This window comes from Candidatus Phycosocius bacilliformis, assembly GCF_003112735.1.
Taxonomy (GTDB): Bacteria; Pseudomonadota; Alphaproteobacteria; order Caulobacterales; family Aquidulcibacteraceae; genus Aquidulcibacter; species Aquidulcibacter bacilliformis.
In genome coordinates this window covers 146,017-160,664 of record NZ_BFBR01000003.1, presented here as the reverse complement: position 1 = coordinate 160,664, position 14,648 = coordinate 146,017, and the positions used below count along the sequence as shown (strand labels likewise).

The 14,648-nt window shown below is 56.6% G+C and carries 13 protein-coding genes; 7 read left to right on the top strand and 6 right to left on the bottom strand.

Annotated features, from left to right (window positions below; all coding sequences use genetic code 11):
* Window positions 1–35: 35 nt before the first annotated feature.
* From PbB2_RS06255 to PbB2_RS06245, 3 genes are read right to left on the bottom strand one after another with little or no spacing between them, the layout of a single operon-like run.
* Window positions 36–737, bottom strand: a complete 702-nt coding sequence (locus PbB2_RS06255; protein WP_108984456.1) for a response regulator transcription factor — start codon at window positions 735–737, stop codon at window positions 36–38.
* Complete coding sequence (locus PbB2_RS06250; protein WP_272949224.1) at window positions 734–2,170, bottom strand: ATP-binding protein; 1,437 nt, start codon at window positions 2,168–2,170, stop codon at window positions 734–736. Before PbB2_RS06250 ends, PbB2_RS06255 begins: the two co-directional genes overlap by 4 nt.
* Before the next feature lie 2 nt (window positions 2,171–2,172).
* The gene (locus PbB2_RS06245) at window positions 2,173–4,104 is read right to left on the bottom strand and encodes a potassium transporter Kup (RefSeq protein WP_108984454.1); all 1,932 of its coding nucleotides are present in this window, start codon (window positions 4,102–4,104) and stop codon (window positions 2,173–2,175) included.
* A gap of 221 nt (window positions 4,105–4,325) precedes the next feature.
* On the opposite strand from PbB2_RS06245, the gene PbB2_RS06240 reads away from it, so the two are divergent.
* Together PbB2_RS06240 and PbB2_RS06235 are read left to right on the top strand one after the other, a co-directional pair.
* Complete coding sequence (locus PbB2_RS06240) at window positions 4,326–5,102, top strand: hypothetical protein (protein WP_108984453.1); 777 nt, start codon at window positions 4,326–4,328, stop codon at window positions 5,100–5,102.
* A gap of 32 nt (window positions 5,103–5,134) precedes the next feature.
* Entirely contained in the window at window positions 5,135–5,575 is a 441-nt protein-coding gene (locus PbB2_RS06235; protein WP_133245740.1) for a hypothetical protein, read from the top strand.
* Between the two features lie 337 nt (window positions 5,576–5,912).
* Here PbB2_RS06235 and PbB2_RS06230 read toward each other — a convergent pair whose 3' ends face one another.
* Both PbB2_RS06230 and PbB2_RS06225 read right to left on the bottom strand, forming a co-directional pair.
* Window positions 5,913–6,749, bottom strand: coding sequence for a hypothetical protein (locus PbB2_RS06230; protein ID WP_133245739.1), 837 nt, complete (start codon window positions 6,747–6,749; stop codon window positions 5,913–5,915).
* A 74-nt stretch (window positions 6,750–6,823) separates the two neighbouring features.
* A complete protein-coding gene (locus PbB2_RS06225) occupies window positions 6,824–8,503 on the bottom strand; it encodes a bifunctional helix-turn-helix transcriptional regulator/alpha/beta hydrolase (RefSeq protein ID WP_133245738.1) in 1,680 nt (559 codons plus the stop codon).
* Window positions 8,504–8,752: 249 nt separating this feature from the next.
* Between PbB2_RS06225 and PbB2_RS06215 the strand changes: the two genes are divergently transcribed.
* Genes PbB2_RS06215 through PbB2_RS06200 form a run of 4 tightly spaced genes read left to right on the top strand, consistent with a single transcriptional unit; the run spans window position 8,753 to window position 12,974 of the window.
* On the top strand, window positions 8,753–10,090 hold the full coding sequence (locus PbB2_RS06215) for a TldD/PmbA family protein (protein ID WP_108984448.1): 1,338 nt from the start codon (window positions 8,753–8,755) through the stop codon (window positions 10,088–10,090).
* A gap of 2 nt (window positions 10,091–10,092) precedes the next feature.
* Entirely contained in the window at window positions 10,093–10,881 is a 789-nt protein-coding gene (locus tag PbB2_RS06210) for an inositol monophosphatase family protein (RefSeq protein WP_108984447.1), read from the top strand.
* A 7-nt stretch (window positions 10,882–10,888) separates the two neighbouring features.
* Complete coding sequence (locus PbB2_RS06205) at window positions 10,889–11,149, top strand: DUF4170 domain-containing protein (RefSeq protein ID WP_108984446.1); 261 nt, start codon at window positions 10,889–10,891, stop codon at window positions 11,147–11,149.
* Window positions 11,133–12,974, top strand: coding sequence for an ABC transporter ATP-binding protein (locus PbB2_RS06200; protein WP_108984445.1), 1,842 nt, complete (start codon window positions 11,133–11,135; stop codon window positions 12,972–12,974). The genes PbB2_RS06205 and PbB2_RS06200 overlap by 17 nt, the downstream gene beginning before the upstream one ends.
* Window positions 12,975–12,981: 7 nt before the next feature.
* Here PbB2_RS06200 and PbB2_RS06195 read toward each other — a convergent pair whose 3' ends face one another.
* Complete coding sequence (locus PbB2_RS06195) at window positions 12,982–13,527, bottom strand: PAS domain-containing protein (RefSeq protein WP_108984444.1); 546 nt, start codon at window positions 13,525–13,527, stop codon at window positions 12,982–12,984.
* 181 nt (window positions 13,528–13,708) lie between these two features.
* Here PbB2_RS06195 and PbB2_RS06190 point away from each other — a divergent pair, with 181 nt between their 5' ends.
* The gene (locus tag PbB2_RS06190; RefSeq protein WP_108984443.1) at window positions 13,709–14,605 is read left to right on the top strand and encodes a hypothetical protein; all 897 of its coding nucleotides are present in this window, start codon (window positions 13,709–13,711) and stop codon (window positions 14,603–14,605) included.
* The last annotated feature ends 43 nt before the right edge of the window (window positions 14,606–14,648 follow it).

Here is a 14,648-nt window from a genome sequence, read left to right as displayed (position 1 = left end):
CGTGAAACGAGCGCCCGACTGATCCAAAATGACCTTTAGAGGCCTTCCGCCGGCGCTTCTGGTACCATGAGGCGATAGCCAATTCCGGGTTCATTTCTTATGAAGGTCGGACGGGAAGGAACTGGCTCGATTTTCTGTCGTATCGCGCGGACGGCGACCCGCAAGTATTCGATGTCCTTTTCGTGTGCCGGCCCCCAAACCTCACGCAGCAATTGCGCGTGAGTCAACACCCTTCCTGCATGCCGGGCTAGCAAATCGAGAAGCGCATATTCTTTCGGAGCGAGGTGGACTTCTGACTGATTGCGCTGGATGCGACGCGCTCCAAGATCAAGCCTCACATCACCCAGCTGAAGCACATCAACGCGACGTCTTTGCGGTGTGCGGCTTCGTAATGTCGCGCGCAGTCTAGCCAAGAGCTCATCGGTATCAAATGGTTTAACAACATAATCAGCCGCACCGAGGTCAAGGGCGGCAATCTTCTCGCTGATGTCGTCTCGTGCAGACACCACGATGACACTTATTCCCAAATCTGTAAATTGCTTTACGAGCTCAATTCCATCCCTGTCTGGCAAACCAAGATCAAGCAATGCCACAGGCGGGGAGGACGTGCGGGCAAGATGAAGCGCTTCACGCCCATTTGTGGCTGTAACAACGTGATGTCCACCTCGCTCAACTACTGCCCGCAATAACCTCAAGATGTGGGCCTCGTCATCGACAATGAGGATGGCGGCGCTCATGACTTTGGCGGCTCGCCGTAAAACTCCACAACAAATTCTGCGCCTGTTCCTGTTGGTCGGTTTCTAACCGTTACAATGTGCCCCAAGGCACGGGCGAATGCATCCACCACCGAAAGTCCAACCCCTAACCCTGGTGCCCGGTCCCCATGTGTCCCACGTCTGAACAGACCAAATAAATCGGCCACATCGTCATCAATTCCTGGGCCCTCATCCAGAATGACAAGCCTCGCACCCCCATCCGCCGATTCAGCTCGCACCTCTATATTGCTTGATGCCGGGCTGTATTTCGCCGCATTTTCCAAAAGATTGACGACAATATGGTGGAGCATAATGGGGTCGCTTTGAATGAGTGGGGTCTCGTCTCCAATCCAGATATGGACTCGATCCTTTGTCGTGACTGGCAATGCATCAATCGCTGCATCAATTGTGTCGGTTAAGTCAATGCTGCAGACGATCGGTAATCGATCGTTGACCTCAAGCCGAGCGAGCTCAAGCAAATTGTGCAGTGTGCGCTCAAGACGGAGAGCATCGGCGCGCAAGAGTTCGGTTTGGGTTGGATCATGGCCGCTCAAACCTTCAAGGCCAGCCCGAAGCGCCGTCATTGGGGTGCGCAAATCGTGGCCAATGGAAGCAAAAATTGCTCGGCGCATGGTTTGTGCATCTGCTTTGCGTTGGTCAGCCTCCATCCGCGCCGCAAGTTCTATCCGATCGAGCGCGTCTGCCGCTTCATCGATTATCTTTCTAACTAAGCCAAGGCGCGCATCGGGCAAACCAGCACCGTCAATCCGAGCCAGAAGAGCCCGACGGCCTGTGCGAGCGGCGACATAAATAGCTGAGGCATCTGAAAACAGAGGTAATCCGCGTCCGGTGACGTCTCGATGAACAATGGCCCAGCGGGCGGCGGCCTCATCTTGACTGCCGGGTGGGGCGAGATCGTGATTGGTTTCTGCAATGGCACAACCGAAAGACGTGCAATTTGTAACCGCGCGGACGGCAACTTCAATAATCAGCTCTCGTGTACTAGCTGAGAGAAGCTGATGGGTCATTGCCGAAAACAATGCGCTGTCGGTTGCATCCTCCCTTGCGCGGTCGCCCGCGGCTGCAAGGCGAGCGGAGACAGATGCGGCTACAACAGCAACCAGCACATATACCCCCAAAGTCACCAGATCCCCTGACTTAGCGATCGCGAAGGTGAGCCGTGGCTCAAGCGCAACAAAGTTAAAGACCGCTCCAGCCAGGATAGCTAATCCAAGACCCAAAACTCTTCCGCCACCAGAGGCCGCCAAGACAACTGGGATCAGGAGAAGAAGCGCGAGATTGGCAGTGCCCAAGTTAGGCCATATGATTCCAGCCCAACCGAGACCGAAAGTGATAAGTAGAGCAAAGCCAAGCGAAATTGTTCGGTCAGCACTTTTGGCTCGAAGATCAGGCATCATCAAACCCGCACCCGAGAGCCCAGTTCCACAACGCGGTCAGGAGGAATTTGGAAGAAGGCGGTTGGATCTGCAGCATTGCGGTGCAGGAAACTATAAATAACTGCTTGCCACAAGGGTAGGCCTACCTCAGCGCTTGGTGCCAGACTGTTGCGACTGACAAAGAATGAAATGCCGTGTGCAGGGATCGGGACCTGCCCATCTCGATGCAAATCAGTTGGTACATCTGGGCTTTCCATGTAGCCATAATGCAAGGTGGCGCGAGAAAAGCGCTCATCTAAGCATTCAACAATCAGGCGCTTGTTCGATGCCACATGGGGTTCAGTTGACGTGCGCACTGTCAATAGGATGTTGTTTTGATGCAAAACCTGATTGTGCTTTAGGTTGTGTAGAAGTGCTGGTGGGGCAAGCTCAGGATCCGCTGTGAGAAAGACTGCGGTACCGCGAGCAGTGGGGATGGGAGTCTTGGCGAGATTAGTCACCAAATCACTTGTCTTAACCGTCTCACGGCTCGCTTGAGCGGCAAGAAATGCCCGCCCGCGTGCCCAAATCCCGATCAGGCCGGCTATCAACAGGCCCACGACAAGCGGTACCCAGCCACCTTCGGCCACGCGCAGGATGTTCGCCCCGAAGAAAAACATGTCCAGAGCCAAGAGCGGCAGAATGATTGCCACAGCCTTGACCAATGACCACTGCCACAATTTCCATACGACCAAAAAGGCCAGCATTGTGGTCACAACCATGGTGCCGGTCACGGCAATACCATACGCAGCAGCCATCTTGGACGATGTTTGGAAGCTTAGGATCAGGATCAAAACACCTAGGGCCAATAACCAGTTGATCGCAGGCAGGTAGATTTGACCCGAATGGCTGGCACTGGTTTGGCGCAGCGTCATGCGCGGCAGCAGGCCCAAAAGGACAGCTTGCTGGGTCAAGGAAAAGGCACCGGTGATGACGGCCTGACTTGCGATGATGGTGGCCGCTGTGGCCAGGCCCACCATCGTCAGTCTGAACCATTCCGGGGTCATCAGAAAGAACCAGTCGGCTGGCTGTAGGTTAAGTCCTTGGGCGGCGGCGGCTTCAAGTTGCAATAGCGCGAATGCACCTTGCCCGAAGTAGTTCAGGGTTAGTGAAGGGAACACGAGCAGATACCAGCCAAGTTGGATCGGGAAACGGCCAAAATGACCCATATCGGCTGTCAGCGCTTCCGCCCCCGTTACGGTCAGAAAAACCGCGCCCATGACAAGGAGTCCTACTTTGCCGTGGGTCAGCAGAAACTCGATTCCGTACATCGGATTTAATGCTGACAGGATTTGTGGCGCTGCCAGCATGTTGAAAAGTCCGACCGTCCCTATGGCTAGAAACCAAACTACGCAGATTGGCCCGAACCAGCCCGCAACAGCTGCCGTTCCTGAGCTTTGGATCAAGAACAGGACGACAAGCAAGGCAATGGCCATGGCTATAATCATGTTATGGCTCAATAGCGGCGCGACAGCTGGGACTGATTTTAAGCCCTCCACAGCGGAAAGAACCGACAGCGCCGGAGTGAGAATGGCATCACCATAGAATAAGGCTGCGCCCATGGCTCCGAGCAAAGTGACAAAGGCCCATCTGCCGCCTGTTGCTCGACGCGCCAAAGCCATGAGCGACAAAACGCCCCCTTCGCCATGATTATCGGCGCGCATAAGAAAACTGACATATTTGACCGTGACCACCAAGATCAATGCCCAAAGAGCCAAACTTAGCACGCCAAAGATTTCCGCCTGCGTGATGCCGCCACCGGCAGCTTGGGCCAAAGCTTCGCGAAAGGCATATAGTGGACTGGTACCAATATCGCCAAAGACCACACCAATGGCACCAATGGTCAGAATGGCTGTATGTTGAGGTTTGGGCGCTCTTGATCCATCGGCAGGAGATGGGCGTTGGTTTGTCATTGAAGGTCTCCGGAACGGCCAGAGAGCCAGACCATGGGACCGCGTAAAGCTTCCATGTGAAATCGGGATCTGGTAATAAAGAAACCATAAAGTCGCTGGTAAGGAAGCCGGGACATGCTAATCCCACCTCTTCCAGCCAATACCCCTCAAATGGCGATGACAGCTCATGGTAAGGCGATAGCCTTTGGCCATTTTGGGCCTATGTCGCGCAAGGAACCTTGATGAGAGCGGTGCGGAAATATGCGATCTGGCTGGGGGGATTGTCGGGCATGGCGGGTGTGGCCGGGGCGCAAACCCCGCCAGACAATTCGGCCTATGTGCAAGCCGCGCGAGAGGCCTATGCCAATCATTGTGAAGCCTGGATGATCGGTGGTGGCCAGGAGGATTTGCGCCGCAGCGCGCTTCTCCAGAATGACGGCTATCGCGAGCCCACTGCCGAGGAAACACTGCCCTGGCCCACTGCGATCCCCGGCCACAATCTGATCCGCATGATGCGTATTCTGCCTGAAGGCACCATCACCATTAATGTGTTTGAGGGCAAGGCGGATTATTGCTCGGTGACCTTGACTGCCCAAACGCGCGACAAGAGCCGGGCTTTTACACGCGCGCATGCCGACGCAGTGGCTCTGATCGACCAGATGCTGAAGGATGGCCCCGATCTTTTTCGGCCTTTGCCGCCTGAAACGACGTTGATTCCGCTCAATGGGCCCGACCCCTATGGACCTGGCGTGAAGGGGCGGCAGCGGGCCAGCAATCCTCTTTATGGCCAAGCACGCGACATCACTGTCAGGGGTACCGAAAGCGTGCAAGTGGCGGAAATGCCCAGTGATACGGCCGAGCCATTGTTGCGCTATCATGCGACTTGGTCGGTGATGCTTGAGCATTTGGGACCCGACAGCCAACCCAGCGAACTCTATTATGTGCTGGAGTCATATTATCGCCAAAAGCCGCGCGACATTCCCCATGGCGATGCCCTGACTGCAGCCAGTCCGCCATGAGGGCCCCGCCTAGAAGCAGGAGGATACCCGACATGATCAGTCGACATATGGTTCAGCGATGGATGGCCGGAGTGTGTCTGTTGGTGGTTGTCCCCAGCAGCACTTTGGCAGCAACACAAGCCGAAGAGCGCACCTTGGCCTGTGCTGAAGCCCTGCGGCTAGATGGGCTTGTACCCTATCATCAGGCCACCCTTGAGAATGGCATTCTGGACCTGAGCTTTGGCCGTAATGCTGTGTGGGGGCGGTGGAAGCTTGCGCTGAAGGATGTGCATGTTGCCGCGCCAAGCGAAGAGGCGGGCTTCTTCATTCTCAAGATCACGTGTCGGAATGAGCAGACCTGCATTCAAGCCGGTGAGATGGAGACCTTCTCATCGCGTCAAGCCAGTCACTTTATGCCGTTCAAAACCGCAGCAGAGGCAGATCGCGCTTATCAGCAAATCATCTCCCGCCAACGCGCCTGCAATGTCAGCTGAGCCAAGGCTCTGAGACCAAAGGGGTCAATTTCGCTGCGCTTGCAGAGGCTGACCTCCGCACATCGCTCTTGGCAAGACAAGAGGTGGGTCAGCGCCTGTTGGTGGGGATTTCAACGTCAGGATATCACCTTGGACGCCGATATGGTCATCTGCCATGTTGGCCAGAGCGCCTCATGCGGCTTTTGGGCCTGCTCGCACGAACTTGGGCACGCGATGGACAATGTTCCAGCCCAGTCGTAGCCATGGTCCGGACACTTTGGACATCATTATTGGCTTCATGATTGATTGGCTCACCTCAATGCCATGTGAGGACCTGCTGGACGGCATGCTCAATGCTTCAGGGGTTAGTGATCGCTTGGGATAAAATTGCTTTCGGTGAGGCATACACCGTCTCATCGCGGGGCAATAATGTGGCGGGGTCAAGCCAGCGCCAGCCCGCGTCATCCTGTCCTGCAATAATCTCTCTTGCTTCAGCCGGGCATGTCCCAGACCCGGAGGCAGACTGAGAGCGCGGCAGGCGCCGGAGGGCATGCCAATGGCGATGCTTCAGATTACCCAGATCGAGTGCTGCAATCATACCAATCCGCCGACATCGCGTGTCTGTATTGGCTTCGGCGGTCGCAAAATCGGCCGGGGTGTGCAGCTGCAAAAGCTGGCCATTGTTCATGACCACTGCCGCTGCTCGATCTTTTGTCCAAATCCAAGCCAAAAGCTCAAACCCAAGGGCCGCTGGCACTGCTTCCAAGCGGTCAAACACCAATTCCACGTGAGTCCATGTGGTCAAGTTGAGGACCGAAAGCTCAGGCCCCATATCGATCACGCCAACATCGGTGGAAAAAGCCCAAGTGGCTGGATAGGGGATAAAACCCTCGTTCGGAAACAGGACTTTGCCGCTGCGATCAGTCAGCTTCCAGCCGAGCGGGTAACCACAGACCAGTTTGGCATCGGGGGCCCCGCCGCGTGAGACGATCTCACACGTTCGATAGCTGCGCATCCAAAGACCATCTGGCGCGCCTTCAGGTTTTTGGACTTCATATTCGACGACATGGGCACGGACTGGGCTGGTTAGCCCAGTTAAGCACAGCGCAAAAACCGTTGCAGCCAATAGCCTATCGCCAAATCCAGTCTTTCGAGCCGAACCCAATTTGACTGGATCAGAAAGTACGTGTGTCAAACCGTCATGTCCATTTGTCACCGCGAGCATACACGCGCGGAGTGGTTTGCCATCACCATTTGAGGGGGGTAAGCCTATGCCGCCAGCAAAGCCTCAACCACCCGATCTGGATGGGAATAGGAAATGAAGCGGCCAGCATCCTCAATCAGGTGAATGCGCGCCTCAGGTAGAAGAGCTTGCCAATAGTCACGGGTTTCTGCCCCATCATGCATGAAGTCCGTCTTGCCGATCAGCAAGGTTACGCCGGCCCCGCGCAAGCTGGTTTTGGGTGGGCCAAGTGTTGCTTGAAGGACTTGTTCGCGCACAAACCCGTCGATCTGGCCACTGCGGAATGGCAGAATCTTGCGGTAAAAGTCCATCAAAAGAGCTGGGTTTTCCATCGCCACTCGGTCAGCGGGACTGTTGGCGGTCCATTCACGCATCAATGTCGCAAGACGGGCATGACTGGCCAAATTGGTGAGAATGCGCGCAACTGAAGCCACCGCCCAAGGCCGCTTAAAAAAATGCCGCTTCATAGCTGGGATCATGCCTTGGGCGGCAGCCCCATAACCTGAATCTGGCTCTGGGGCGTCCACCACAGCCGCTTGCACCAGCGTCGGTGCTTCTTCGAGTAAAGTCAGCACAAGAGGGGTTGGTCCATGGGCGATGACATCCAATCTGTCCCAGCCCATCTGGGCGCACAAGCATATGAGATCGGCCGCGCAGAGTTTGTAGTAGTCAGCCCCAAGGATGGTTGGCGGGGCTGGATCGGTGTCACCATAGCCTGGCCGATCTGGTGAAATCGGGCGATATCCCGCATTCTGCAAAGCTGCCACCAGCGCACGGTCCACACCACGGCAATTCATCCCATTATGGAGGACCAGTACTGGTTTGCCGCCGAGGGGGCCATAATCACTGGCGACAATTTTTCGACCCGTCTTGTCGGTCGCTATCAGCGTGCGGCTTGGCGGGGGAGGATATGGGTCGTCAGCCTTACCCAAGCCTGTGGCCATCGCCAAGCTGCGCAATTCTGCCAGAACCTTGGCCAAGCCAATGGCATTATTGACCCCGGTCGCGACGTAAATTTCGGCCAATTCCTTTTTGGCAACTGCATAGGAAATCCCGAGCTCTGCTGCGGCTTGGCTGCGGCTGGCACCGTCGGCGATCCGGGCAGCCAAGTCACGCTGGCGGGCAGAAAGAGAAAAGAGCGCACCAGCCGGGTGATCACTTTCCCCGCGGGCAACTGTTTCCAAAGTCCCAAGTGCCGACCAAGTGATCAGTCGGGCTAGATTAGGCGTCCATGTCACCTGTCGGGCCTGCTGCAAATAATCCCGCGCGGTATGGAAACTCACGCCAGCAATCTGGGCGGCTTTCTTGACGTCGCAATGCACATAGAGGGCATGCAGGACCCGTCCAACCGCAGGCGGTAAGCCGAATGCTTGGGCGAAATGGGCCAGTCGACCCTGGACCGCACTGGGTGATAGGCGGCAAACCCAGATTGTGCTTGGATCAATTTGCCTGGCTGTTCGAGCGTGTGGGATCGCCCAATGGCTGGCTGCTTCTGTTTGGGCCATGGCGACCGGAAAGATCTGATTGCCCGAGCTCTCCACCAGATCAAAGCTCGTTTCAGAAGGGGATTGGCCCGCCATCCGGCACAAGTTCAGCCGGACCTCATGGGAAAGATTGCCAAGCCAACCCGCCTCATCTTGCAGAATACGGCCATCGGGTGCCAACAGGCTGCAATCAAAGAAATTCTGATCTTTAGGGGTGCTCAAGGCGTGTTGTGTCCCACGGATGACAAGGCTTTGAAACTGGGATTGGAATCTTACAAGATGCAGACTGGATTTTGCCAGCCCTGCTCAGACTAAGATTGTCAGCCAGATAAACCGGCCTCAGTGGGGCCGATGAGCCATGAATTAATCAAGGAGATCCCTGGTCCCTGGCCTCGCGGTGTCACTGGATTCACGCAGGGCTGAGTGCGCAAGTGGCTTCGCTTTGGACGAAACGCGCTCTAGAAGTGAGCTATGAGTGAACATTTAGAAGCAGCCGTCGATCGGCTATTGTCTCGTGCCAAAGCCCTTGGAGCTGAAGGGGCTGATGCGGCCTGCGTTGACCGCAAGAGCTTGTCGGTTTCTGTCCGTCTTGGCCATTTGGAAGCCGTTGAGAGTGAGGAGAGCCGGTCGGCTGGCCTTCGGGTTCTGATTGGCAAGAAGCAGGCAGGGGCATCGACGTCTGATTTCAGTCTCGCGGCCTTGGATAGTTTGGCCGAGCGGGTGGTGGCGATGGCCAAAGCAGCCGCAGAAGACCCATGGTGCGGCTTGCCTGAGCCTAACGAGCTCGCACGTGATCCAGTCGACCTGTCGCTGTGGGATGAGACCGAGCCTGACATAGCCAGTCTCGAAGCCCGTGCGCTTGAAAGCGAAGCGGCTGCGCTGGCCATTCCTGGCATCACGAATTCAGGTGGCGCTGGTGCTGAATGGGGAGCCAGCCAGGTCTTTTACGGGGCCAGCAATGGGTTCCGAGGTGGTTATCGCGGGACGTCATGGGGAGTTGGCTTATCTACATTGGCCGAAAAGGATGACCATAAGGAGCGCGATTGGGATAGTGATTCCAGCCGCTTTGTGAAAGATCTGCGCGCCTCAGACGCGATTGGTCGACGCGCGGCAGAACGCACGCTGGCCCGTATGGGGGCGACCAAGCTGGAGAGTTGCACAGCCCCGGTGATTTTTGAAAACCGGGTTGCAAGTCGGCTGATCGGCTTTTTCTTGGGGGCGATTTCGGGGGCTGCCATTGCCCGTGGTGTGTCGTTTTTGCGCGACAAACTGCACCAACAAGTCTTTGCCCCAGGCTTTACCATTACCGACGATCCCCTAGAGCAGGGTGGTTGGTCATCGCATCCTTTCGATGGCGAGGGGCTGCCGGTTGCGGCGCGCAATCTGGTCACCGATGGTGTGCTGCAGACTTGGCTCCTCAACCAATCCAGCGCGCGGCAATTGGGACTGACCTCTACGGGCCATGCCAGTCTCAATCCAGGCGGGTCACCTGGCATTAGCTCGTCGAATGTGCGGGTGCTGCCCGGTCGCCTTGATGTGGCGGGCCTGCAGAAAGAGGCTGGCACCGGTTTGCGCGTGGTGGAGACATTGTCCCCGAGCTTCAACCCCAATACCGGGGATTATTCGGTCGGGGTGTCAGGGCTCTGGTTTGAGAATGGCGAGATTGTCCGACCCGTCAATGAGATTACAGTAGCTGGCAATATGCTCGACATTTATGCGCGCTTGGTTGCGGGCAATGATTATGACGGTCGGTCATCATTGCAATGTCCAAGCCTTCTTGTGCCATCCATGACCATCGCCGGGGCCTGAACATGGACTTGGCTGCTGATCTGGCGTTGGCTTTGGAAGCTGCGACTGAGGCAGGTGCCGTTGCAATGCGTTATTTCGGCACCGAGATGGACGTGCGGGACAAGTCGCCGAACAATCCGGTCAGCGATGCCGACTTGGCGATTGATGCCCTGTTGAAAGAACGATTGCTCGCCAATCGTCCCAGCTATGGCTGGCTGTCAGAAGAAACAGCCGATGATCAATCCCGGCAAAGTGCCCGCTTTTGTTGGGTGGTTGATCCCATCGACGGCACACGCGCTTTTATCAAAGCCAAGCCGCATTTCTCGGTTTGTATTGGTCTTTTGGCTGATAGCGAACCGGTTTTGGGTGTGGTCTTCAATCCTGCAACTGGGGAAATGTTTGAGGCGGCTTTGGGCGGGGGTGCCCGATTGAACGGGGTCGCCATTGCCCCCAGTGAGGTGGATCGCCTTGAGGGCTGTGCCATGCTGGGTGACCCAGGCATGTTTCGCCATCCAGCTTGGCCGCGGCCTTGGCCGGACATGGACGTCGTATCGCGCAATTCCATCGCCTATCGCATGTGTCTGGTGGCCGCTGGCCAATATGATGGGGCCATCGCTTTGTCTGCTAAAAGCGATTGGGATCTTGCCGCTGCTGCCGTGATTGTTGCTGAAGCGGGGGCTTTGGCGACAACGCATGAAGGTGCAGCCTTTGTTTACAATCAGCCGGTACCTGTTCAAAAAAGTTTGGTGGTGGCAGGCAAACCCCTGCATCCCTTGCTGATCGAACGGGTCCACCATGTGAAACTATCGTGAGGTCTTTATGCCCAATAAAGCGTCTGCAAAAAAGCAATTGCTCCATCTTGTTGTTGGCGGTGAGGTCCAGGATCTGGAAACCGTCGAATTCCGCGACCTGAAGGCGATGGATTTTGTTGGTGCCTATCCCAATTATGCCGAGGCGCGCGACGCGTGGAAAAGTGCATCTCAGCGCACCGTCGACAATGCCCATATGCGCTATTTCGTTATTCACGCTCATCGTCTGATCGACCCAGACGGCCCAACTCCGGATGACGAAGATCACTAATCCCACCACATCAACTCCGCGAGCGCACCCAACCGGGCGCAGCCGCGACCTGTTGGTCCGCTTTTGGTCGGGCTGGCTTAAGCCCCATATTGGCGGATTGGTGATTGCCACGGTCTTGATGGCGGTGGTGGCTGCGGCCTCTGCCACCTATCCGTGGCTTTTCGGCAAAGTCATTGACGCTTTGGCCAGTTTGGGGACCAGCTTGAAGGCTGGCAGCGAAGCGGCCCCACCAGATCCTATTGTGCCAGGCTTAACCCCTGCCGCCATGGTTGTGGCTGGGCCAATCGCGATTATTGCGGCAACCTTTGTTAAGGGTGTGGCGCTTTATGCGTCCACTGTGATGACCAACCAAATCGCGCTGGCGGCGACGACCAAGCTGCAGCAGGATCTTTTTGCCAAATTGCTCAGCCTTGATTTTGCCCGCTTGAGTGGGGAGCCGTCAGGTGCCTTTTCAGCCCGTTTTTTGAATGACATCAATGCTGTACGTGAAGCTGTATTGCGGGCTGCCAATAGTTTGGTGCGCGATGTTTTGACCCTTGTGGGCGTCATCATCGTGATGATTTTGGGTGACTGGCAATTGGCGGTCGTCTGTCTTGTTATTCTGCCCTTGGCGATTGGGCCTGTGTCAATGATCGGCGCACGATTGCGCAAGACCGCCGCGCGCGCTCAAGCCCAAGCGGCTGATTTGGCCGGGGTGGTGGAAGAAAGCCTAGGCGGTATTCGCTTGGTCAAGACCTATGGGCTGGAAGCCGCGGAAACCAAACGGGTCGGATCTGCCTTATCGGTCCGCATGGGTCTTCTGTTGAAAATGGCTGAGCAGAAGGGCCGGGTCGATCCGATTTTAGAAGTCTTGGGCGGGGTGGCGATCGCCGGGGTGTTTGCTTTTGCTGGCTTCCGCATCACCCAGGGTGCCGCCAGCGTCGGCACGCTTACTGCTTTCATCGCGGCCCTTTTGATGGCTGCGCAATCGATCCGCAGCTTGGGTGGGCTAAATAGTGTGTTGCAAGAGGGTCTGTCGGCCCTTGAACGCTTTTTTGCGGTGCTGGATGAGGCTCCAAAGATTGCTGATGCCCCCGATGCCGCCGCGTTGCCACGTGGACGGGGGCGGATTGAGTTCAAGGACGTGGGGCTGGTCTGGCCGAACGGGGCGCGTGCCTTGGATCGGATTGATTTTGTTGCAGAGCCCGGTCAGACTTTGGCGCTGGTTGGGCCCTCAGGATCGGGTAAATCCACGATTTTGAACTTGATCCCGCGCTTATATGATCCGGCTAACGGCCACATCCGGATTGATGGGCATGACGTCCGCACCGTCACATTGGCGAGTTTGCGGCAGCATTGTGCGTTGGTGAGCCAAGACGCGACATTGTTTGACACCACTATTGCGGACAATGTTGCCATGGGTCTGGCCGGGGCCAGCAAAGAGGCCATTCGCGCGGCACTGGCCGCAGCTGCCTGTGATTTCGTTGACCGGCTTCCTGAGGGCGTTGAGACACGCGTCGGCCCGCGCGGTACCCGCCTTTCCGGTGGCGAGCGTCAGCGCTTGTCGCTTGCCCGGGCCATCCTGCGTGACAGTCCAATCCTGTTGCTTGATGAGCCGACCAGCGCACTGGATTCAGATTCTGAGGCGAGGGTTCAAGAGGCGCTGGACCGCTTTGCGACCAATCGCACCACAATCGTGGTTGCCCATCGCCTGTCCACAGTCCGTCGAGCACACCAAATCCTTGTGCTCAATCAGGGCCGCATTGTTGAGCAAGGGACCCATGAGGCCTTGATTGCCCAAAGTGGTCTTTATGCAGAGCTTGCTGCCCTGCAATTCCAATCCTAAGGCTGGACTAGCCGCGATTAACGACCAGTCGCAAACCAGGACGGACGGGCATTTCTGGCAGCGGTGGCAATAAAGCGGTCAAGGAAAATCGCAGGACTGGCTTGGAAATTGAGTTGGCCTGATTAATGGGCTGGAACAGACCGAGTATGCGCTCAATCCCGCTTTTGTCGACCAAAGGCAACAGCACCCATTCGACCTCCGTACGCTGGCCAAAGCCTGCTCCAAAGGCTGCTGAGCGGGCCAGTGCCGGGCCGGGGGCAGCCATGGCTGCATCCATCAAGCCGCGCATCAACGGGCGGTCGGTGCCATGAAAAAGGCTGGAAACATCGTGATCGCGCAGGTCACGCCCGGTCCACAGCTTCAGTTCAGACCCAATCGTACGGAAAGTGAAGACCCCTTCTTGTGTCCGCTGCGCCAGAAAGATGCGCTCGACCAGATTGGCAGCATCCTTGGACATAGACACGCCGGAATTGGCATGATCGTTCAACCCATTAAGGGCTTGCCAGGAGCTGAGGAAAGCACGGCTTTCAGGATGAAGGGCACCATATTGCATTGTCTTGACCTCTTTGCGGGTCGTCCATGGACAACCCGACCAGGCATGCGCACGTCTTGTGCCAAACCGTTAAAGCTAGCTGTGGTGGTAAGGCTCGCCACAGGCGCGAAAATGGCACCGATATTGCTGGCTTAGGGCAGATAATTCGGAGAGCCCGACAATGAGTGTTTCAATTCGATACATGACTGCCATGACCCTGGCCTTCATCGGCATGGCGAGTGCGGCACAAGCAGGGGGTTGCAACACGTGCGGCGGCGGTGGTGGCAACCACACGACCAATATCCCAGTTGTAAAGGGACCATCGGGCGGCTGCTGTGGGTCAGCGAATGGCCACATCATCGGTGTTCCCAATGTCTATGTTCCTGGCCCCAACGTGAACGTGAATGTCGGCGGCAGTTATTTTGGTGGCACCAATGTCACAGTCGGCGGCAACACATTTGTTGGCGGCAGCACCACCATTATTGGCGGCTCCGGTGGTGGCGGCGGGGGTGTCTATATTGGCGGTGGTGGTGGCAGCTTTGTGTCGCCTGCCCCCGTTACTGCCGGCATTATTGACGGGCTGCAAGTTGGCGGCGAGCAAGCCCAGACTGTGATGGAACAGTTCGAAGATACACGGACGGTAACTGAAACTGTGGCGATCCGTGCAGTCTGTATGGATGATCGTGGCATGCCGCACCCTGCCTCCCGTACCAATGGCGACGCCGATATTGGTGCGGAATTTGATGGCGAGGTCTTCCGCTGCATGGCAGGGACCCGTATGGAAATTACCGTCGGAAAGGTCATCAATGGCCAAACCAGCTTCGATGGTGGCAGCACCATGTCGTGCCAAAAGGGTCAGGCCTTGGTCTATCGCCGCAAAGCCAATGAATTGGCAGGCTCGGTCCAGTGCGTCGCACAAAAGCCAGAAGCCGATTGCAACGAGCGTTCCTTGCTGCGCCGCTTTGGCCCCGGTATCAAATATGCGAAAGTCACGCGGACCGAGACCTTCACCAACACACGTCAAGTCGTGCGCCAGCAACAAGCGACATTCCGCTCATCCATGTTCGTGGATGGTGGGGTCGGTCAGGGCGTGTTCTGATCATAATTTGCGCCTTTGGCGCAATGGGGGCCGAAAAGACCGC